Consider the following 20,878-nt stretch of genomic DNA (forward strand, 5'->3'; position numbering starts at 1 on the left):
GCCGGAACTGGCTTTCTGCAGGCGAGTGCGCGCAGGGAAGATGCATCTCGCCGGTCGTGCCAGTGCTGGGCAGGATGCCCGAATGTCGGGAGCGCAGGGACGCGCAGGACCGGCCACGATTATCAACGATGGAGCCAATGATGACATTCGCTACAGTGGGCCGCTGCGCGGTTCATGGATGGATCGCGGCAGCCTGCGTGCCGATGGGAATGGGCTGCGGAGGTTCGGTCTGGGCGCAGGATGTGTCCGATACCGTACTGGAGGAGCTGACCGTCACTGCTCGCAAACGCGAGGAGAATGTTCAGACCACGCCGCTGTCGGTGAGCGCATTCGGTGAGCGCGCGCTGCAGGAACGGAATATTCAGTCGGCGGCCGATGTCACGGGCCACGTGCCGAACGTGCAGTTCGACAGCGTCGCGAGCGAGTCTGGCGGTGGCGCGGCGACACAGATCGCGATTCGCGGCATCGGTCAGACGGACTATGTGCTGACAGTCGAACCGGGCGTCGGCATCTATCTCGACGGCGTGTATGTGGGCAAGTCGATCGGCTCGCTGCTCGACACGGTCGATATCGAACGACTGGAAGTACTGCGCGGTCCGCAGGGAACGCTGTTCGGTAAGAACACGCTCGGCGGCGCGATTCAACTCGTGTCACGACGGCCCGGCACCGAGCCGGAGTTCTACAGTGAAGTGGTCACGGGGGCGTTCGACCGTTTCGACGTGAAGACCGGCATGTCGTCACCCGTCAATGACAGCCTGCGACTGCGCTTCACTGGCAGCTATCAGAGCCGCGACGGTCATGTGAAGCGGGTGTCTCCCGTCACCGGTCGGGACACCGGCAAGCGACAAGGCAATAAAGATCAGCTGTCGGGTCGTCTGGTTGCCGAGATCGATCTGGCGGACAACCTGCTCGCGACGGTTGCAATCGACGGCTCGCGCATCGATGAACAAGCCGCCGGTGCGATGGTGCTGAAGGCGGACGAGAACGGCGGCTTCTCTTCGCTGTACAACGCAGCGGTGCCCGGTGGCGTGTGCCTGCCCAGCGCCGGGGCGGCGCGCTTCACCAACCCGCTCTGTTACAACAGCCAGTACGACCGCTCGTTGTCGTCGCGTGAGACCACGAACAACAACGATGCCGCGAACTTCTCGAAGGCCAATATCTGGGGCACGTCGCTGACGTTGGACTGGTCGCTCGATGCATTCAACGTGCGCTCGATCTCCGCCTACCGCCGGGTGAGCGTCGACATCCTGCAGGAGCTGACAGGATCGGCGTACTACGTCGACACCATCGGCCAAAGCATCGGCACGAAGCAGCTCAGTCAGGAGCTGCAGCTCACGGGCGATCTGCTCGATGACCGGTTACATCTCGTCGCGGGTGCCTACTACCTGCATGAAGAAGGCGAGCAGCGCTTCCCGGTGGACATCACGCTGGTGCAATTCCTCTCCGGTGGCGCCATCGAGAATGACAGCTACGCTGCCTTCAGTCAGGTGACTTACGACCTGACCGATCAGCTGTCGTTGACCGGTGGCTTGCGCTATACGCACGAGGTGCGCGAGTTCAATCCAGGCCTGCAGGTGCTGCAAGGTTATAACGGTGGCTCATCGACTCGCATTCCCGGGTTCGTGAACCCCGTCGCCGGCGCATTCGGCGCACCCGGCACGCCGCTGTTTCCCGCAGGCTGGTACGAGCGCACGAGCGATTCAACCACGCCGATGGCGTCGCTCAACTATGTCTTCGCCAACGACGCGATGGCCTATGTCTCCTATGCAAAGGGCTTCAAGGGCGGCGGCTTCACGATGCGTTACTTCCCGCCCGTGTTGCCGGCGGCGGGCACCGATCCCGACGACATCGTTTCCTACGCGGGGCCGGAAACCGCGGTGACGTATGAAGCGGGCTTGAAGAGCGAATGGTTCCAGCGCCGGCTGCGCTTGAACGTTGCCGCCTTCCAGACGGACTACGACGACATTCAAGTCACTTACAACATCGATCCGGATGGCGCCGGGCCGATCGGCAACTTCGTGCCGGTGCTGTCGAACGCCGCATCGGCGCAGATCCGGGGCATCGAGATCGAAGCCTCACTGGCCGCGACCGATTGGTTACGCGTCGACTCGTCCGTCGGTTACGTCGATGCCGAGTACACCTACTTCTCGCCGCTGGCACGAGCGAACTATCCCGGGATCGAGTCCGCTGAGTTGCCGAACACGCCGGAATGGACCGCGAACATCGGCGGCACCGTGACCTTCATGGACAACGTCGCGGGTCGACTCGCGCTGCGTCTCGATTACAGCTATCGCAGCGAGCAGTTCAAGGAGTTCACCAACAGTCCGATTCTGAAGCAGGACGCGTACGGCGTGCTGAACGCGGCGCTCACCTATGTGACGCCGGGCGCACAGTGGCAAGTGTCGTTGGGCGGCACGAACCTCACTGATGAAGCGTACATGGTCAACGGCGTCGCCAATCCCGGCACGGGATTCTTCCAGGCGGCGGTGTCGCGACCGCGCGAGTGGTATCTCAGCCTGCGGTACGGTTTCTAATGACGACGTTCAGCATGACCGTGACCGGCTCGCTGCCGATGCGGGAGTATGTTCCCATCGCGCAGCAAGCCGAGCAGTATGGGTTCGATGAGATCCACGTTTCCGACGATCTCATCATGCGACCGGCGTGGCCCATCCTCACCTTGATGGCCACGCATACAGCGCGCGTGAAGTTGGGGCCCTTCATCGTCACGCCTCAGGTGGCGAATCCCGTGTATCACGCCGCGAACCTCGCGGCGCTCGATGAGCTCAGCAACGGGCGCATGGTGTGCGGGCTCGGGCGCGGCGGTTTCAATCAGATGCTCGGTGTCGCGAAGGCGGTGAAGCCCGTGCGCGCGCTGAAGGAAGCATATCTGCTGATGGAACACGTGCTGGCAGCGAAGACCGAGCCCTTCGACGGCGAGTTCTTCCAGGCGACCGCGGATCTGAAGTTCCAATTCCCGGCGCCCAGGCGCATCCCGATCTTCATCGGCACGTGGGGGCCGCAGATGGCGCGTATGGCAGGCGGCGTCGCGTCGGGCATCAAGGCGGATTGCATCGGCAGCGGCGCGTACTTGTCGAAGCTGCGAAACGAGATGCTCGCTGGCGCCATCGAAGCGGGCCGCGATCCGTCGAGTGTGAAGCTCATCGTCGGCCCGTTGTCGTCGATCGCGGATGACCGGGCGGGCGCGGAAGATTGCATTCGCGGCATGCTCGCCCTGATTCAACCGTTCCTCGCGCCGATGACGACCGAGGCGGGTCTCGATCCAGAAGCGATCGACGCGGCATATCGCGCGTACGTCAGTGGCGACTTGGTCCGTGCAAAAGCACTCGTGCCGCAGAAGGCGATCAGAGCGTTCACGTTGACGGGAACGCCGCGGGATGTGATCGAGCAAGTCGAAGAGTTGATCGCGGCTGGTGCTGACCATGTGTCGTTCGGCACGCCTACCGGTCCCGATCCTGCGCGTGCCATGCATCTCGTCGGCACGCAGGTCCTGCCTCACTTCCGACGGAACTGACCCGTGCACTCGTCGATACGTATCAAGACAATCGCTGTGCTCGGTGGCACCGGTCGCGAGGGCAGAGGGCTGGCGCTGCGTTGGGCGCGTGCGGGCTATCACGTCGTCATCGGTGGTAGGGACCTGGTGCGCGCAGAGACGACGGCAACGACTCTCCGCGAAAAACTGGATCCGATGACTCGAATCAGCGGTGCGCTCAATCTCTCGGCCGCTCAGCAAGCGGATGTGATCGTGCTCGCTGTGCCATTCGCCGCTCAGCTCGAAACCGCTCTGCAGGTACGCAGCGGGCTGGAGGGCAAGGTCTTGATCGATGTGACCGTGCCGCTGGTGCCACCGAAGGTTGAGGTTGCGCAACTGCCAGGCGGATCTGCAGTGGAGCGATTGCAGGCGGCGCTCGGGCCGGAGGTTGCGGTCGTGTCGGCGTTTCAGAATGTGTCGGCTCATCACCTTGCCGATCTGGATCACGCGATCGACTGCGACGTGTTGATCTGCGCCGACGACGATCGAGCCGCACAGACTGCGGTGGAGCTGGCGGAGGCTGCCGGTCTGCAGGGCTGGCGCTGCGGTCCGCTCAAGAACTCGCTGGTGACGGAGGGTCTCACGTCTCTGCTGATCGCCATCAATCGTCGTTACAAAGTGCCCAGCGCCGGCATTCGAATCACGGGCGTCCCGACAGGCGCGCATTGATGGCGACGCAGGCGATCGTCGCGTTGAAACATCCGGATCGAGCGAAGTCGCGACTGTCGGCGCAGCTGACCGCGCAGTCGCGACGTGAGTTGTATTTTCGAATGGCCGGGCATGTGCTGAAAACGCTGCTTCGGACTGAGTCGATTGCGACGGTGGCGGTGGCGACGGCCAGTGACGAAGTGGCGCGTTTTGCGTCCGAGTTGGGTGCTGCGGCGATTGATCTCTACGTGGATCTCGGTACGCGCGCTGCGTATCAGCAGGCGATTGCGATCCATCGGCCGGGAGGGGCGCTGTTGCTCATCAACGGCGATCTGCCTTTTCTGCAGCCGGAGGATGTTGAGCTGTTGTCGCGTGATCGAGATGACATCGTCATTGCGCCAGATCGTCATGGTCGCGGCACGAATGCGCTTTGGTGTCGCACGCCGGGGATGATCGAGCCGCTGTTTGGCGAGGACAGCTTCAAGCGTCATTGTGTGGCCGCTCGAGCTACGGGGATCACGCCGCGTATCGTGAAGACACTGGGGCTGGGATTCGATGTCGATGATCCGCGGGATCTCGAATTGATCGGCCGCAGTGGTGTGGCTCGTCCGAGTTTGCACTCGTGAGCCTGGCTGCAATCGGTGAGCGGGCGACGGCGGAGCAGGCGATGACACTGCTCGATGCCGACTGGCGCTCTCTCGCTCCCGCCGCGGCGGAGCGTCGAGATGCGGGGTGGGGCTCGCTCGTCACCTATTCGCGCAAGGTGTTCATTCCGCTGACACGATTGTGCCGGGATGTTTGTCACTACTGCACGTTCGCCACGACGCCTCGCTCGTTGGCGCGGGCTTACTCGAGCACCGACGATGTCCTCGCGATTGCTCGCACAGGCGTGGATGCGGGTTGCAAGGAAGCTTTGTTTACGCTCGGGGATCGGCCGGAGACGCGTTATTCGCATGCGCGTCGAGCGCTGGCGGAGCTGGGGCATGAATCGACGCTGTCTTATTTGAAAGAGGTTGCCGCGCGCGTCCGGGCAGAAACGGGGCTCTTGCCGCATCTGAATCCGGGCGTGATGGATGAGGCGGAGTTTCGGTCGTTGCGCCCTGTGGCGCCGTCGATGGGATTGATGCTGGAGTCCACCTCGACACGATTGTCACAACGCGGCGGGCCGCACTTCGGGTCGCCGGATAAGCTTCCCGAACGCCGACTGGCGAGTCTGCGCGCGGCGGGGGTTGCGAAGGTGCCGATGACGAGCGGCATCTTGATCGGGATTGGTGAGACGCGCGTTGAGCGTATCGAGTCGCTGCTGGCGTTGCGGTCGCTGCAGGATGAGTTCGGTCATCTGCAGGAAATCATCATCCAGAATTTCCGTGCCAAGCCCGGCACGCTGATGGCGGATGCCCCCGAGCCTTCGATGGACGAATTGGCGTGGACGGTTGCGGTGGCGCGTTTGCTGTTCGGGCCGGGCATGAGCATCCAAGTGCCGCCGAATCTTTACGCCGGCGATTTCACTGAGCTGGTGGATGTGGGCATCAATGACTGCGGCGGCATTTCGCCGGTGACGCCGGATCACGTGAACCCCGAGGCGCCGTGGCCGCACGTGGATCGGTTGGCTGAAAGGCTGGAGCGGCGCGGCTCGACTTTGGTCGAGCGATTGACTGTGTATCCGCGGTACATCGAGCGGCGAGATGAATGGATCGATCCATCGCTGCACGCACCGGTGCTGCGCTGGAGCGATGGCGCGGGGCTGGCGCGGATCGGTACGTGGTCGCCGGGTTCAACACAGGTGCCAAGTGAGGAAGAGCGGCGGGAACTTGCAAGCACTTTCTCTCGCACCAGTTCGATCGTATCGACGGTGAATGTCTTGGCGCGCGGCGGGCGCGTAGGCGAGGCGGCGGTTGCTGAGTTGTTCACCGCGCGGGGCGCGGACTTTCTTTACCTTCAGACGGCGGCGGACGAGTTGCGTCGAGAGCAGGTGGGGGATGACGTGACGTACGTCGTCAATCGAAACATCAACTACACCAACATCTGTCTGTACCGCTGCACGTTCTGCGCGTTTTCGAAAGGGCGCTCGCACGAAGCGCTGCGAGGACCGGCGTATGTCATGGACATGGAGGAGATCGGTCGACGCGTCGACGAAGCGTGGCAGCGAGGAGCCACTGAAGTTTGCATGCAAGGTGGCATTCACCCCAGCTTCGACGGCAACACCTATCTCGAGATCTGCCGAACCGCGAAGCGAGTGCAGCCTGACATGCACGTGCATGCGTTCTCGCCGTTGGAAATCACGCATGGGGCGCGCACGCTCGACATCTCCGTGAGTGAGTTTCTAGCTGAACTGCGAAGTGTGGGATTGGGATCGCTGCCGGGAACGGCGGCGGAGATTTTAGATGATGACGTGCGGCGGGTGATTGCACCCGACAAGCCGGATACGCAGAGCTGGCTACAAGTGATGCGTACGGCGCACAGGCTCAATCTCCGAAGCACCGCGACCATCATGTTCGGTCACGTCGATGGCTATCTGCACTGGGCGCGCCATCTGCAGCGAGTGCTGGAGCTGCAGGCGGAAACAGGTGGCTTCACGGAGTTCGTGCCACTGCCATTCGTTCATAGGGAGGCACCGATGTACCTCAAAGGCCGCGCTCGTCGCGGCCCCACGTTGCGCGAAACCGTTCTCATGCATGCGGTTTCACGACTCGTGCTCGGGTCGAGCATTCGTAACATCCAGGTGTCGTGGGTGAAGATCGGGCCGGAGTGGGCGCAGCGTTGCTTGCAGGCGGGCGCGAACGACCTGGGCGGTACGTTGATGAACGAGTCCATCAGCCGGGCCGCCGGCGCGGGTCATGGGCAGGAATTCGCCGCGGCACGAATGGCCGGGCTGACTGGAGAGATCGGGCGGCGAGCGATACAGCGGACGACGCTGTACCGGAACGTACCGGACTAGCTGGCCGGGACATGTCGAAATGTTAAAGTTTTTCGACATGTTCTCCGGACCTGTCGATGGCATCGACAGGTGGCCGTTTCAGCCCATCACCACCTGCTCCGGCTCATTCACGAAGTAACCTTGAATGAACTCGATGCCGAGCTGCCACAACACCGCCATCGTGTTCGCATCTTCGACCCGCTCGGCGATGGTCGCGACGTTGCGGCCCTTCGCCTGATCGACCAGCTCACGCACGCGCTGTTGCAGCCCCTGGTCGACCGCCAGGCCTTGCATCAGGGTGCCGTCGACCTTGATGTAGTCGATGGGCAGGTGAGCGATCAGACGTTGCGGGTCGCGGCCGGTGCCGAAATGCTCGATTGCAAACCGGAAGCCGATCTTGCGCAGGCCATTGGCCAGCTCGCTGGTGTCTCCCAGATATTCCGTGGCGATCTGTTCGCTGACCTGGAATGCGAGACGACCCGGCTCGATACGAGACGATTTGAGCTGGTTCAACAGCCACTGCAGCAGCGACTTGTCGCGCACCGAATCTTTCGACAAGCGTACGAACAACTGTTTCACCGGGCGGCTGGCGATGAAGGTCATGGACGCGCCGATCACCCAGCGGTCGATGTTCTTCATCAGGTCGTTGCGCTCGGCCGCGGCCATGAATTCAGCGGGCAGCAGTTCTTCGCCCTGCTCGTCGACCATGCGCACCAGCACGTCGAACATGCCCTTGTCTTCGCCGAGCAGGCTCGCGATGGGCTGCTGCATGAGGCGGAAGCGGTTTTCCATGAGCGCGGCGCGGATGCGCTTGACCCACAACTCATCGGCCGCTTCCATCTTCGTGGATTCTTCGCGGTGGTCGACGATGTTCACTCGTCCGCCACCCGCGGTCTCGGCGGTGCGGCGGGCGGACAGGGCGTCGACGATGGCGTTGCCGGCGTTGGGCTGGCGCGGGTCGATCAGGCCGATGCCGACGCTGCACGTGCAGGAGATTTGTTTCTCGCTGAGCCGGAACACCTGCGTGCCCGCTTTGCGGATCAGGTTCGTCGCCCAAACTTCGATGTCACGCGCGGTGCCGCGTTCCATCAACAGCAGCAATGTGCCGTCGCCGAAGCGGCCGAACAGATCGGACGCCTGACGCGTCTCGCCGATCAAGCCGGCGAATTGGGCAATGAAATCTTCGAGCGCCAGCGGGCCGATGTCGTCGGTGATGGCCTCGAGCTTGTCGGGCTGAATCGCGACCAGCTCGCGCACGCCGGCCTTGATGGGTTGAGCCAGTGTCTTCTTCAGATGTTCGATGAAGAAGCGACGTTGCAGGGCGCCGGTGGTCGCATCACGCTCCAGCGCTTCGGTCAGTTGTTCGTTGAGATTGCCCGACTCGCGCTTGCGCGCGGCGAAACACAATCGCACGGCGGGCTCACCGTCGAACTCGGTGCGCGACAGCTCCATTTCCAGCGGCACGCTCGAACCATCGTTCAACAGCGCGTTCGCCTTGAGCGCGTGATTCGACCATTTGCCTTGCAGACACGCGACCAGCGCGCCCTTGAGCGCGGCGTGAGCGTCGGCGTCGAAGACATCCATCAGCGGCGTGCCGACCAGCGCGTCCGCGTCGGTGAAGCCATACAAATCCAGCCAGGCCGGATTGGCGTCGACGATGATGCCTTCCTGCACGTGGGCGATGGCGTCGGCGGAGCCGGCCATGAAGGATTTCAGTTGATCTCGATATTCGCGCGCCGAGCTGATGGTGCTGTTGAGCGCGCGGGCCTGGCGGTTCGCTTCGAGCTCGCGGGCGACGACGCCGCGCAGGCGATTGGGATTCATCAACGTGACCACGTCGCGCGCGCCCTGTTGCATGGCGTTGGCGATGATCTCCTCATCGACCTGATCGCGCGCGAACAGCACCGGCACGTCGGCGCCGTACTGCTTGGCCACCGTCATCACCTTGGTCATGTCGGCCGGGTCCGGGCCGACGAACGCCACCAGCATGTGCGCATTGATCTGCTGCAAGGCTTCGCCGAGGTCGGTCAGCTCCTTGATCCAGTTGCAGCGGACCGCCACGCCGGCATTGCGCAGGTTGCTGTTGATCGCCTCGACGTTGTCCTGGTGGCGGGTCAGGACAATCATCGGCACGGCGCTAGATTCGGCCAACGTTCTACTCCAACAAAACTTCGTTACTCAACGACCCACGACCGCGGTCTTGGCGGGGGCGCCGGCGATCTCCCGGACCAGCTTCGGCACCAGGTAACCGGGCAGTCGGGCGGTCAGCTCCCGATGGAGCTCGAGCGCCCGCGCTTCGGGCAGGTCGAAATGGGCCGCGCCCCGCACTTTGTCTAATACATGGAGGTAATAAGGAAGGACGTGGGTCTCGAATAGCGCTTCACTTAATTCGGCCAGGGCGGCGACGCTGTCGTTGACCCCTTTGAGCAGCACCGACTGGTTCAGCAGTGTGACGCCGGCCGCCGACAGCTGCCGGCAGGCCCGGCGCACCGATTCGTCGATTTCCTGGGCATGGTTGGCGTGCATGACCACTACTTTCTGCAGCTGCACCCCCTGCAGCCAGTCGAGCAAGCCGCAATCGATGCGCTCGGGGAGCACGATGGGATAGCGGGTGTGGACGCGCAGGCGGCGAATGTTGGGGATGGCCTGGAGCGCGTCGGTCAGCTGTTTGAGCCGTCGATCGCTCAGGCTCCACGGGTCGCCGCCACTCAGGATCACCTCGCTGATGCTCGGGTCGGCGCGCAGGTGCTCCAGGGCGCCGAGCCAGCCCTGTTGAAGCGCCGACTCCTCGCCATAGGGAAAATGCCGGCGAAAGCAGTACCGGCAATGAACCGCGCAGGCGCCCGTGGCCACGAGCAGCGCGCGGCCGTGGTACTTGTGCAATAAGCCCTGGGCGGCCCGTACGTCCATATCGCCGACCGGGTCGGTGACGAAGCCCTCGACTACCTGCGTTTCCGCGGCAACGGGCAAGACCTGGAGCAGCAGGGGATCGTTGGGATCGCCCTTGCGCATGCGAGCCACATAGCTTCGGGGCACTCGAAGGGCAAAGTCCTTGGCCGCGGCCACGGCCGGCAGCACCAGGGCCGGATCGAGGTCGAGCAGGGTGCACAGCTCCCGGGGATCGGACACCGCGTCCGCCAGCAATTGCTGCCAGCCGGGGGCGGATGGGAGGGAAACGGGGTCGAACTGGCTGGCCAACTGGTTTGCGTGGGAGGTTGCGGCTATCATCTGCGCCCTTTGCCGGGCCCCGCTGGATCCGCGGGACCGGTCCATTTTCGCAGACTTTAACCCTCGGTGCCCAATGGCCAGTTACTCCACTAATGAATTCAAGTCGGGCGTCAAGATCTTGCTTGAAGGGACCCCGTATTCCATCGTCGAAAACGAGATGGTCAAACCCGGCAAGGGCCAGGCGTTCAATCGCGTCAAAGTGCGCAATCTGAAGAACGGCAAGGTGACCGAGCGCACGTTCAAGTCCGGCGACACGGCCGAGGCGGCCGACGTGGTCGAGACCGAGATGCAGTATCTGTACACCGACGGCGAGTTCTGGACCTTCATGAATCCGGAGTCGTTCGAGCAGTACACCGCCGGTAAGGAAGCGCTGGGCGACGGCGCGATCTGGTTGAAGGACGGCATGAACTGCACCGTCATGCTGTGGAACGGCGAGCCGCTCAACGTCACGCCGCCGGCGCACGTCGAGCTCAAGGTCATCGAGACCGACCCGGGCCTGCGCGGTGACACCGCAACCGGCGGCGGCAAGCCCGCCAAGCTGGAAACCGGCGCCACGGTGCGCGTCCCGCTGTTCATCGACCAGGGTGAATACATCCGCGTCGACACCCGCACCGCCGAGTACATCGCTCGCGCGAAGGCGCCGGCGTAAGAAGACGATCTTTCTCGCACGCCGAGGTGGCATCCCACCTCGGTGTCATGCCGACCCGTTCGGCTTAGTTTGACAGCAGCGCGGTCACGAACTGCTCCAATCCCTTCCTATCCTCTTCGTCGAAGCGCGCGACGTTGGGGCTGTCGAGGTCGAGCACGCCGATCACTTCGCCGTTCTTGATCATCGGCACCACGATTTCCGAATTCGATGCCGCGTCACAGGCGATGTGACCAGGAAACTCGTGCACGTCGCGCACGAGCTGAGTCTTGCGCTGAGCGGCGGCAGTTCCACACACGCCCTTGCCCATCGCAATACGCACGCACGCAGGTTTGCCCTGAAACGGGCCGACGACCAGCTCGCCGTCTTTGAGTAAATAAAAACCCGCCCAGTTCAAATCGGGCAGCGAGTGATATATCAGCGCGGCGCTGTTGGCGAGATTGGCGATCCAATCAGTTTCGCCCGTAAGCAAACCACGCAGCTCTTCGACTAGTTGCCGATAAAGCACTGACTTTGGTTGGGTTGGGTCGATGTGGCTTTCGTGCATGGTGCAACTCGAACATTACAAGTGTGGGCATTGTACTCCCCAGTGTGATTCTGCTTCTTCAGCATTACTCGCCGCGCGTGTACGCTGCGCACGGCTCAACTTGTAACAAACTTCAGCGGACGAACTATGGAGCCGGGAGTCAGCCCCGAGCCTGCGCCCAGCGCGGCTCATGATCCCACCGTGGATCATCCAAACCCTGCAGGGACGATCCGGCGCGAACTGCCGCCTGGCGAAATTGTCGGCCGCTATCGCATCGTGCGCCTGCTCGGGCGCGGTGGCATGGGATCGGTATATTTCGCCGAACGTGCCGACGAGGAATATCAACAGTCGGTGGCGTTGAAGGTCGTCGAGTGGTGCCCTGCCGTCACGGATCTCGCCGGTCGCTTCCGCGCCGAGCGCCAGATTCTTGCTCGCCTGACGCACGAGAACATCGCGCGTCTGCTCGACGGCGGTCAGATGTCGGATGGCACGCCGTACCTGGTGATGGAGCACATCGACGGCACGCGCATCGATCACTACTGCAAGCTCGGCCGGCTCGGTATCGAAGCCAGGCTCAAGTTGATGCAGCAAGTGTGCGCGAGCGTGCAGTACGCGCATCAGAACCTCGTGATCCATCGGGATCTGAAGCCGTCGAACATCCTGGTGACGGATCAGGGCGTGGTGAAGCTGCTGGACTTCGGTGTCGCCAAGCTGCTGAGCGCGGATCACGGCAGCGATCCTTCGTTGACGCAGCAGATCGATCGCGTGTTGACGCCGGATCATGCGAGCCCGGAGCAGTTGCTCGGCCAACCGGTCGGCACGACATCGGACATCTACGCGCTTGGCGTGCTGCTGTATGAGCTGCTGAGCGGCAAGCGTCCGTTCGAGTTCGCGAATCTGTCGCTGAGTGAGATCACTCGAATCGTCGGCCTCACCAGTCCCGCGCCACCGAGTGCGCGCATCCGCACTGAAACGGATCGACGCGGACTCGCCAATGCGGTGCGCGGCGATCTCGATAACATCGTGCTCAAAGCGATGCATCGTGATCCGAACCGTCGGTATGCATCCGCAGCGGCGCTTTCGGCGGACATTCAGAACTATCTCGATGGCCGACCGGTGCAGGCGCGGCCGGATACCGTCACGTATCGCGCGCGCAAGTTCCTGCGTCGGAATGCGTGGGCGGTCGCGGGAGTGATGGCGTCGGTGGTGATGATCGTGACGCTCATCTCGTTCTATACCGTTCGGCTCTCCGAAGAACGCGACATCGCGCAACGCGAGCGCAAAGCCGCCGACACCGTTGCCGAGTTCATGATCGACGTGTTCCGTCGCGCCAATCCCAACGAGACACGCGGCGCCGAAGTCTCCGCGCGCGCTGCGCTCGACGCCGCAGCTGCTCGTATCGATCGAGACCTGAGCAACGAGCCGCGATTGCGTCTCGCGCTCATGCGCAAGATGGGGCAGTCATACAGCGGTTTGGGATTGATGCCCGAAGCGTTGAGCTTGATGGAGCGGCAAGTGAGTGTAGCCCGGTCGCTGTTCGGTGAGACGGACGTCGAGCTGGCGCGCGCGTTGGAAGCGCTCGGTCACGTGCATCACTCGATGTCCAAGTTCATTCTCGCCGAGCAGGTCTTCGGTGAAGCGGAGTTGATCCGCATTCGATTGGGATTGGAGCACGACGCCGAATGGGTGCGCTTGCTCCACGCCATTGCGACCAACTTACGCGCGGAGCAGCGGTTCGAGGACGCGATCAAATATCACCTGCGAGCCGAGGAGGGCGCGAGGGCGCTGCCGGAATCGGAGCATGCAACGCTGGGCAACGTATTGCAGGGGTTTGCATTCACGTACGGTGAGTCCGGCGACTATGTCCATGCCGAACGCTATGCGCGTGAAGCATTGCCGTTGTTGGAAGGCGCGGTTTACGAAGGTCACGACCTGTACGGCAATGGCTTGAACACGCTGGGCAACATCCTGCGTCGCCAGTACAAGATCGCGGAGGCCGAGCCGTTGTTTCGTCGCTTCGTCGCGCGACAGACCGAGATGCTCGGCAAGAATCATTTCCTCGTTGCCCGCGCGCAGAACAATCTTGCGACGCTGTTACGAGCGAAGGCCGATTACAAAGGCGCGGAGGAGGCGCTGCTCGAAGCATTGCGCATCTACGAGTCGGGCCGCGAGCCGGATCAGTTGGACCTTGCCATCGCACATCACAATCTGGCCGGCGTGTATCGGGAAGCCGGCGACTTCGCGCACGCGCTCGAGCACGCCGATATAGCGATCGCGTGGAAGCGGGAAGCGGTCGGGCCCGGGAGCCCGCAGTTGGTGAGCTCATTGCTGGAGCGCGCCGGTGCCTTGCGCGAGTTGGGCAAGTTCGCCGATGCGCACGTCGCGCTGGCGGAAGCGGAGACGATCGCGGCTCAGCGTTTCGATCGGAAGGATCGCCGTCATGTGATGGTCGCCATCGAGCGCGGTCGTTTGAATTTCGTCACCGGCAAGACGACGGAGGCGCAACGGGATTTCGAAGACGCCATCGCGAGCTTGCGCAAGCAGGACGAACCCGCGCGGCTCGCCGAGGCGCTGTGCAACCTGGCCGAGCTGCGTAGCGATGCCGGTGACATGTCGGGTGCGCGAACCCTGCTCGATGAAGCGGCGACATTGCGTCAGAAGATCATGCCGGCGACGCATCCCGCGCTGGCGGCCGTGCAACGTCAGTTGAGTGCCCTCAAGGGAGTCGCGGCCACCGCTCCCTGATTCTGCGCCCTTGTCGAGGGCTGCGGCGAAGCGCATCTTTGGGCAATGATTCTGCGGCTTCGGATTACCGCCTCGCGCCGGTTGGCGACGACAATGCGTGCCGTGACGATCAGTTGAACCATCGAGGTCACCATGCAACAACGTAAATTGGGTACACAGGGTCTGACGGTGTCCGCGCTCGGGCTGGGCTGCATGGGCATGGCGCAGGTTTATGGCGAGAGCGACGATACCGAGAGCATCGCGACCATTCATCGCGCCCTCGAGCTCGGCGTGAATTTTTTCGATACGGCCGAAGTCTACGGGCCGTACATCAATGAAGAGTTGCTGGGCAAAGCGCTCGAGGGCAAACGCAAGCAAGCCATCATCGCAACCAAGTTCGGGTTCGATCTGACCTCGAAGGATCGTCTCGGTGCGGTCAACAGCCGGCCGGAGAATGTGTTCAAGGTCGCCGATGAGAGTCTGAAGCGGCTCGATACCGACTACATCGATTTGTTTTATCAGCACCGCGTCGATCCGGCGGTGCCGATCGAAGAGACGGTTGGCGCGATGGCTGAGTTGGTGAAGCAGGGCAAGGTACGTTATCTCGGCTTGTCCGAGGCTGGCGCGTCGAACATTCGGCGCGCGCATGCAGTGCATCCGATCTCGGCGCTGCAGAGCGAGTATTCGCTGTGGGAGCGCAATCTCGAACCCGAGATCATTCCGTTGCTTCGAGAGTTGGGCATCGGGCTCGTGCCGTATTGTCCGCTCGGTCGAGGGTTCCTGACCGGCGCGGCGCCGCGTTTGGATGCGACGGATGAAGCGGACTTCCGTCGTCGCGATCCGCGCTTCCAGGGTGAGAACTACGATCGCAATCTACATCTGGTCGAGGAAGTGAAGGCGGTCGCGAAGAAGAAGGGGGCGACCGCGGCGCAGATTGCGCTCGCATGGGTGCTGCAGAAGGGCAACGACATCGTGCCGATTCCGGGCACCAAGCGTCGCAAGTATCTCGAAGAGAATGCGGCCGCCGCGTCGGTCACGCTCACGCCGCAGGAAATGCAGCAGCTCGATGCCATCGGCACCGGCGACGTGTCCGGACCTCGCTATAGCGAGGCGTTCATGAAGCTGGTAGATCGCTGATCCGGCGTGGTGGCGAGGCATTCGCGGAGTTAGTGGGGCGCCGATCAGGCGCGGTCGAACGGAAACGCGAGTACGGCGTCGATATGTTTGGCGCCGGTCGCGCACATCACGAGGCGGTCGAAGCCCAGCGCGACGCCGGAGCATTCCGGCAAGCCGTGGTCGAGCGCCGCCAGGAATCGTTCATCCATCGGCATGGGCGGCAATCCGCGTTCAGCGCGCCCGGCGAGATCGCGTTCGAACCGGGCGCGCTGTTCGGTGGCATTGGCCAACTCGTGGAAGCCATTGCACAGCTCGAGCCCGTCCAAATACGCCTCGAAGCGCGAGGCGACCGGCCCGCGAATTTGCGCAAGCGCGGCTTGTGAAGCAGGGTAGTCGTAGATGAACGTCAGTCGGTCATGACCGAGCTGCGGGCCGACCAGGACGCCCATGATCAGGTCCAGGCACGCGTCGCGATCGTTTCTCACATCGCGCGGCACTTCGATGCCGGCACTCTCCAGCCGCGCGATCAGTACGGCGATTGGATCGTCGAACGGATCAATGCCTGTATGCAGATGCACGGCTTCCCGATAGGTGAGTCGTTCGGAGCGATCGAACGCGCGTGAGGGCGGCAGCATCGCGCCGATCAACCGTTCGACGTCCGACATCAATGCGTGATGATCCATGCCGAGTCGGTACCACTCGATCATGGTGAATTCGGGATTGTGGGAGCGGCCACTCTCGCCGTCGCGATAGACCTTGCAGACCTGCCAGATGTCGCCGCAGCCGGCGGCCAGCAGACGCTTCATCGCGTACTCGGGCGAGGTGTGCAGGAAGGTTTGTCGACCGATGGTGGTCGCAGCGACGCTGGCCAGATGCACATCCGTCACGGCGGCCGAGCTGATGGTCGGCGTGTCGACTTCCAGCGCGCGAGTGGCGGTGAAATATTCGCGCGCGGCTCGCAGCATCGAGGCGCGAATCTCGAGCGTCGCGATGGGCGCCGTCGGGCGCCAGTCGTTACTCATTGCGAGACCCGCGCGATCGGGCGGCCCAGCTGCACGGTCGAGTTCGGCAGCAACGACGCATCCCAGTGAATGCGGCCGCGCTCGAACAACAGCACCACGGTCGAGCCCATGTTGAAGCGGCCCAGCTCCTCGCCCTTGTCGAACCCTCGTCCCACGCCCTTGGCAATGATCTCCGGCTGCTTGCGACGGCGCGGCGGCGGATTCACTTCGCCACAATGGACAGTCTCGATGCTGCCCACGTGCAGCGCGCCCACCAGAATGACGGCGACCCGTCCGATCGACGTGGTGAACTCACAAATCAAACGTTCATTGCGTGCAAACACTCGTGGCACGGCCCGTGCCGTCGACGCGTTCACGCTGAACAGCTCACCCGGCACATAGATGTTCTTCACCGCCGTGCCTGCGTACGGCATGTGAATGCGGTGATAGTTGTACGGCGCGAGATAGATGCACGCAAAGCTGCCGTTGCGATAGGTCGCGATGGACTCCTCATCGCCGGCCAGCAGTTCCTGCAGCGTGTAGTGCTGTCCTTTGGCCTGCAGGATCGACTCGTTCAACAGATCGCCGACCTGACTCACGGTGCCATCGACCGGGCTGACGACGAATTCCTGTTCGATGGCGATCGGGCGAACGCCGGGCTTCAGCGCGCGCGTGAAGAAGTCATTGAACGTGCGATACGCAAACGGATCGGGCTGCGCCGCCTCGGCCATGTTGATATCGAACAGGTTCAGGAAGATGCGCAGGAACGTGTTCTTGACGAACGGGGACGGGCTGCGCGTGATCGAGTAGATCACGCGCGACATCAAATGCTTTGGCAGGACGTACTGAAGCGCGGCGAACAGCCGGTCGCCGGTACTGACCTCGGGTACTTCGCTCATGTGGACGGCGGATAGGCGGCCACGATGGCGCGATAGTCTTCGGCGATGATGGGGACTTCGTGTGGTGTCGAGGACAGGGCTCGCAGCGCGCCGTTCGGATCGACCAGGAAGATCGCAGCAGAGTGATCGACCGTGTAGTTGCCGCCCGGCTGCTCCGAGATCGCGACGGGCACGCCCATCTTCAGCGCGAACTCATGAATGGCATTCTGTTCGCCGGTGATGCCGGTGAACGTGGGGCTGAACGATTTCACGTACTGCGCCAGGCGCTCGGGCGTGTCGCGCTTGGGGTCGACCGAGACCAGCACGATGTGCGGTCGTTGTTCGGTCGGCATGTCGGCGAGCTTCTTCTCCACCTGCGCCAGCAGCGCGAGCGTCGTCGGGCACACATCCGGGCAGGACGTGAAGCCGAAGAACAGAATGCTCCAGTGGCCGCGCAGCTGTTCCTGGCCGAAGGGTTTGCCCTGCTCGTCGATGAACGCCATCGGGGGCAGCGGCCGGGCCGGATCGATCAGCGTGGCCTTGGCCAGGGTCGGGCCGCCGGAGCGATCCAGCAGTGCACGCGATAACAGCATGCCGGCCGCTATCGCTACAATACCGACCAACGCCGCGAGTCCTATCGTTTTTGCTCGATTCATTTGTCTCCTCGTGGCGCGAAGTATCGCATGCCCGCCAAGAAATCCGCCTCCAGGAAGTCCACCGCCAAGCTGCGCGCCGTCCCCGGCCGCGCCGCCTCGACCAAGCCCAGCGCGAAGAAGTCCGGGACGCCAATTGCCGCGAAACGCGAGCGGGTGGCCGCGGTATCGCCGATCGCGGGCGCGCCCGAGCCTGTAACAGTGGCCCAGCTCATCAGCTTCGCCGCCGAGCGCTTCGCGCACGCCGAGCTCTGGTTCGGGCATGGCACCGACAACGCGGTCGACGAGGCCGCCGAGCTGGTGTTTTTCGCCGCCGGCCTGCGGCATGACGACGCCGACGAAGTGTACGGCCAGACGCTCAAAGCCGCGCAGCGGAGCAAGGCGCTGGGGTTGATTGAGCGGCGGATTCGCGAGCGCATACCCGCGGCCTATCTCACGCATCGCATGTGGTTCGCGGGCCATGAGTTCTACGTCGACGATCGCGTGCTGGTGCCGCGCTCGCCGATTGCCGAGCTGATCCGCGCGCGCTTTCGCCCGTGGATCGATCCCGCCAAGGTTCGCCGCATCGTCGATATCGGCACGGGCTCGGGCTGTATCGCGATTGCCAGCGCGCTGGCGTTTCCGAAAGCAAAGGTCGATGCGGCGGATCTGTCGCCCGACGCGTTGGCGGTGACGCGCAAGAACATCGAGCGTCATTCCGTTCAGGAGCGAGTGCGCGCCGTGAAGTCGGACGTGTTCGACGGATTGAAGGACGAGCGCTACGACGTGATCGTTTCCAATCCGCCCTACGTCGGCGACGAAGAGCTGGCGGGCCTGCCCGAGGAATATCGCCGCGAACCGGTGATGGGCCTGCACGGCGGCCCCGACGGCCTCGACATCGTGCACCGGATCATCGACCAAGCCGCCGCGCATCTGCAGCCCCACGGAATATTGATCGTCGAAGTAGGCAATTCCGAGGACGCGCTGGCCGCAGCCCGCCCCAAAATGCCGTTCACCTGGCTCGAATTCGAGCACGGCGGCGGCGGGGTGTTCCTGCTGACCCGCGCGCAGCTACAAGAATCACGATAACTGGATGGCAAGCTAATGACCGGGATGTCGGACCCGAGCTTGGGTGAAGGGACGCAGCGATGGCCTCTCTGGCGCTGGATACTGCTGGTGGTGCTCGGGCTCGTCGCGGTTCAGTCGATCACCATCACGTTGCCCATTCGCGGGCGCGTTCTCGATGAAGCGACCGGAAAACCAGTTGTGCGAGCGGCAGTGGTGGCCCTTTGGCAACTCGATGCTTACGGTTTTGAGCATACGCCTGCAGGGGCGGTAAGGATGGCCGAGGCGCTTACCGATGAGGATGGCGTGTTTCGGATTCCAATAGCAGTCATGATTCATCTGCCGCTGCTGCCTTTCTCGCCGCTGGCACGCTCGGACACGAGCATGCCGGAGCTCATATTTGTGGCTGACGGCTACTACCCGGAATCTGCGAGCAATGTAAGGTCGTGGATCAGCGAGCGGGAACCCGCATCCGGGTTCTTGTCCCTGCGCACTTCATCTCTTGAGAGAGCGGAGCATCGCCTGACGCCAGTTAACTCAGAGCGTGCACGAGCTCAGCGCCGAAACTATGTGGGCGATTTGGGCTGGGTGAGTAGCGCAATCCAGATGGCCGCGGGCACTTGCGCCAAGCGCCTGTTCTGCAAGGGCGACCGTCTCGTACACACGTGGAACGCGCTCGAGCGCGGCGGGTTGTGCATGCGATAGCGCCAGATTCGGGCCAGTCCACAGCGCGGTCGATGCCAATAAGTGGTTAGAATCCCTCGTTCTTTGACCACACTCGGTCTTCAGCCAGTCGCAGCGACATGTCCGGCAACACCTTAGGCAAGCTCTTTACCGTCACCACCTTTGGCGAAAGCCACGGGCCCGCGCTCGGTTGCATCGTCGACGGCTGTCCGCCGGGGTTGGAGATATCGGAGGCGGACATTCAGCCGGAGCTGGAGCGGCGCCGCACCGGGACTTCGCGGCATACCAGTCAGCGCAAGGAGCCGGATCAGGTGAGGATCCTGTCCGGAGTGTTCGAGGGCCGGACCACGGGCACGCCCATCGGCCTCTTGATCGAGAACACGGATCAGCGCTCGCGCGACTACGACAAGATCAAAGATCGGTTCCGGCCGGGGCACGCCGACTACACGTACGACCAGAAATACGGCTTCCGTGACTATCGCGGCGGCGGGCGTTCCTCGGCTCGCGAGACGGTGATGCGCGTCGCGGCGGGTGCCATTGCTCGTAAATATCTGCGTGAGCGCCTCGGTGTGAGCATTCAGGGATACCTCGCGCAGCTCGGTCCGCTGGTGCTCGAGCCGAAGTCGTTGAGCACGGTTTACGACAACCCGTTCTTCAGTCCCGACCCGTCGCGGCTCGAGGAACTGGAGGAGTACATGATCAATCTGCGCCGCGAAGGCGATTCCGTCGGCGCGCGGGTGAACGTGATTGCGAGCGGTGTGCCGGCGGGGCTCGGCGAGCCGGTATTTGATCGCCTGGACGCGGACATCGCCTTTGCGATGATGAGTATCAACGCCGTGAAGGGCGTCGAGATTGGCGCGGGCTTCGCGAGCGTGAGCCAGAAGGGCAGCGAGCATCGCGACGAGATCACGCCGCAGGGCTTTCTCTCCAACAACGCTGGCGGCGTGTTAGGCGGCATCTCCTCGGGGCAGGATGTCGTGGTGAGCATCGCGCTCAAGCCCACGTCCAGCATCATCATTCCGGGGCGATCGATCGACCTGGACGGCAACCCGGTCGAGGTGGTCACCACGGGGCGGCACGACCCCTGTGTAGGACTGCGCGCCACGCCGATCGCCGAGGCTATGCTGGCGCTGGTGCTGATGGATCACTACCTCCGGAACCGCGGCCAAAATGCTGACGTAAATGTCGACCGAGTGGGCAAATTCGCGCTCAAGACGCTGCTTCCGGGCGGTGATTGAGGTAGTGTGCGCGACCCGATTTACT

General features: G+C 63.1%; 17 protein-coding genes. 11 read left to right on the forward strand and 6 right to left on the reverse strand.

The window, feature by feature from the left end; genetic code table 11:
• Positions 1-137: 137 nt before the first annotated feature.
• From EKO19_RS27120 to cofH, 5 genes are read left to right on the forward strand one after another with little or no spacing between them, the layout of a single operon-like run.
• Positions 138-2,534, forward strand: a complete 2,397-nt coding sequence (locus EKO19_RS27120) for a TonB-dependent receptor (RefSeq protein ID WP_217705626.1) — start codon at positions 138-140, stop codon at positions 2,532-2,534.
• Positions 2,534-3,532 (forward strand): LLM class flavin-dependent oxidoreductase, encoded by a 999-nt coding sequence (locus EKO19_RS27125; RefSeq protein ID WP_129780532.1) that lies wholly within the window; start codon positions 2,534-2,536, stop codon positions 3,530-3,532. Before EKO19_RS27120 ends, EKO19_RS27125 begins: the two co-directional genes overlap by 1 nt.
• A 3-nt stretch (positions 3,533-3,535) precedes the next feature.
• Positions 3,536-4,219, forward strand: a complete 684-nt coding sequence (gene npdG, locus EKO19_RS27130) for an NADPH-dependent F420 reductase (RefSeq protein ID WP_129780533.1) — start codon at positions 3,536-3,538, stop codon at positions 4,217-4,219.
• Positions 4,219-4,824, forward strand: a complete 606-nt coding sequence (cofC, locus tag EKO19_RS27135) for a 2-phospho-L-lactate guanylyltransferase (protein WP_129780534.1) — start codon at positions 4,219-4,221, stop codon at positions 4,822-4,824. Before npdG ends, cofC begins: the two co-directional genes overlap by 1 nt.
• Positions 4,821-7,136: a 5-amino-6-(D-ribitylamino)uracil--L-tyrosine 4-hydroxyphenyl transferase CofH gene (cofH, locus tag EKO19_RS27140; RefSeq protein WP_217705627.1), complete on the forward strand. Its 2,316-nt coding sequence runs from the start codon at positions 4,821-4,823 to the stop codon at positions 7,134-7,136. Before cofC ends, cofH begins: the two co-directional genes overlap by 4 nt.
• Positions 7,137-7,214: 78 nt before the next feature.
• Here cofH and EKO19_RS27145 read toward each other — a convergent pair whose 3' ends face one another.
• Entirely contained in the window at positions 7,215-9,266 is a 2,052-nt protein-coding gene (locus tag EKO19_RS27145; RefSeq protein WP_129780535.1) for an EAL domain-containing protein, read from the reverse strand.
• Between the two features lie 27 nt (positions 9,267-9,293).
• Entirely contained in the window at positions 9,294-10,343 is a 1,050-nt protein-coding gene (gene epmB / locus EKO19_RS27150) for an EF-P beta-lysylation protein EpmB (RefSeq protein WP_129780536.1), read from the reverse strand.
• Between the two features lie 73 nt (positions 10,344-10,416).
• On the opposite strand from epmB, the gene efp reads away from it, so the two are divergent.
• Entirely contained in the window at positions 10,417-10,992 is a 576-nt protein-coding gene (gene efp, locus EKO19_RS27155; protein ID WP_129780537.1) for an elongation factor P, read from the forward strand.
• 64 nt (positions 10,993-11,056) lie between these two features.
• Here efp and EKO19_RS27160 read toward each other — a convergent pair whose 3' ends face one another.
• Positions 11,057-11,536, reverse strand: a complete 480-nt coding sequence (locus tag EKO19_RS27160; RefSeq protein ID WP_129780538.1) for a GAF domain-containing protein — start codon at positions 11,534-11,536, stop codon at positions 11,057-11,059.
• A gap of 180 nt (positions 11,537-11,716) precedes the next feature.
• Between EKO19_RS27160 and EKO19_RS27165 the strand changes: the two genes are divergently transcribed.
• Both EKO19_RS27165 and EKO19_RS27170 read left to right on the forward strand, forming a co-directional pair.
• Positions 11,717-14,260, forward strand: a complete 2,544-nt coding sequence (locus EKO19_RS27165) for a serine/threonine-protein kinase (protein WP_175597212.1) — start codon at positions 11,717-11,719, stop codon at positions 14,258-14,260.
• Between the two features lie 132 nt (positions 14,261-14,392).
• Positions 14,393-15,376: an aldo/keto reductase gene (locus EKO19_RS27170; RefSeq protein WP_129780540.1), complete on the forward strand. Its 984-nt coding sequence runs from the start codon at positions 14,393-14,395 to the stop codon at positions 15,374-15,376.
• Between the two features lie 44 nt (positions 15,377-15,420).
• On the opposite strand, the gene epmA is transcribed toward EKO19_RS27170, so the two are convergent.
• Genes epmA through EKO19_RS27185 form a run of 3 tightly spaced genes read right to left on the reverse strand, consistent with a single transcriptional unit; the run spans position 15,421 to position 17,890 of the window.
• Complete coding sequence (gene epmA / locus EKO19_RS27175) at positions 15,421-16,377, reverse strand: EF-P lysine aminoacylase EpmA (protein WP_129780541.1); 957 nt, start codon at positions 16,375-16,377, stop codon at positions 15,421-15,423.
• A complete protein-coding gene (asd, locus tag EKO19_RS27180; RefSeq protein ID WP_129780542.1) occupies positions 16,374-17,255 on the reverse strand; it encodes an archaetidylserine decarboxylase in 882 nt (293 codons plus the stop codon). The genes epmA and asd overlap by 4 nt, the downstream gene beginning before the upstream one ends.
• On the reverse strand, positions 17,252-17,890 hold the full coding sequence (locus EKO19_RS27185; RefSeq protein ID WP_129780543.1) for an SCO family protein: 639 nt from the start codon (positions 17,888-17,890) through the stop codon (positions 17,252-17,254). The genes asd and EKO19_RS27185 overlap by 4 nt, the downstream gene beginning before the upstream one ends.
• Before the next feature lie 27 nt (positions 17,891-17,917).
• Between EKO19_RS27185 and prmB the strand changes: the two genes are divergently transcribed.
• The 3 genes from prmB (at position 17,918) to aroC (ending at position 20,853) form a co-directional block, all read left to right on the forward strand.
• A complete protein-coding gene (gene prmB, locus EKO19_RS27190; RefSeq protein ID WP_217705628.1) occupies positions 17,918-18,955 on the forward strand; it encodes a 50S ribosomal protein L3 N(5)-glutamine methyltransferase in 1,038 nt (345 codons plus the stop codon).
• Positions 18,956-18,970: 15 nt separating this feature from the next.
• The gene (locus tag EKO19_RS27195) at positions 18,971-19,636 is read left to right on the forward strand and encodes a carboxypeptidase-like regulatory domain-containing protein (protein ID WP_129780544.1); all 666 of its coding nucleotides are present in this window, start codon (positions 18,971-18,973) and stop codon (positions 19,634-19,636) included.
• Between the two features lie 98 nt (positions 19,637-19,734).
• A complete protein-coding gene (gene aroC / locus EKO19_RS27200) occupies positions 19,735-20,853 on the forward strand; it encodes a chorismate synthase (protein WP_129780545.1) in 1,119 nt (372 codons plus the stop codon).
• Positions 20,854-20,878 lie beyond the last annotated feature (25 nt).

Source organism: Peristeroidobacter soli (assembly GCF_004138485.1).
GTDB classification, from domain to species: domain Bacteria; phylum Pseudomonadota; class Gammaproteobacteria; order Steroidobacterales; family Steroidobacteraceae; genus Steroidobacter; species Steroidobacter soli.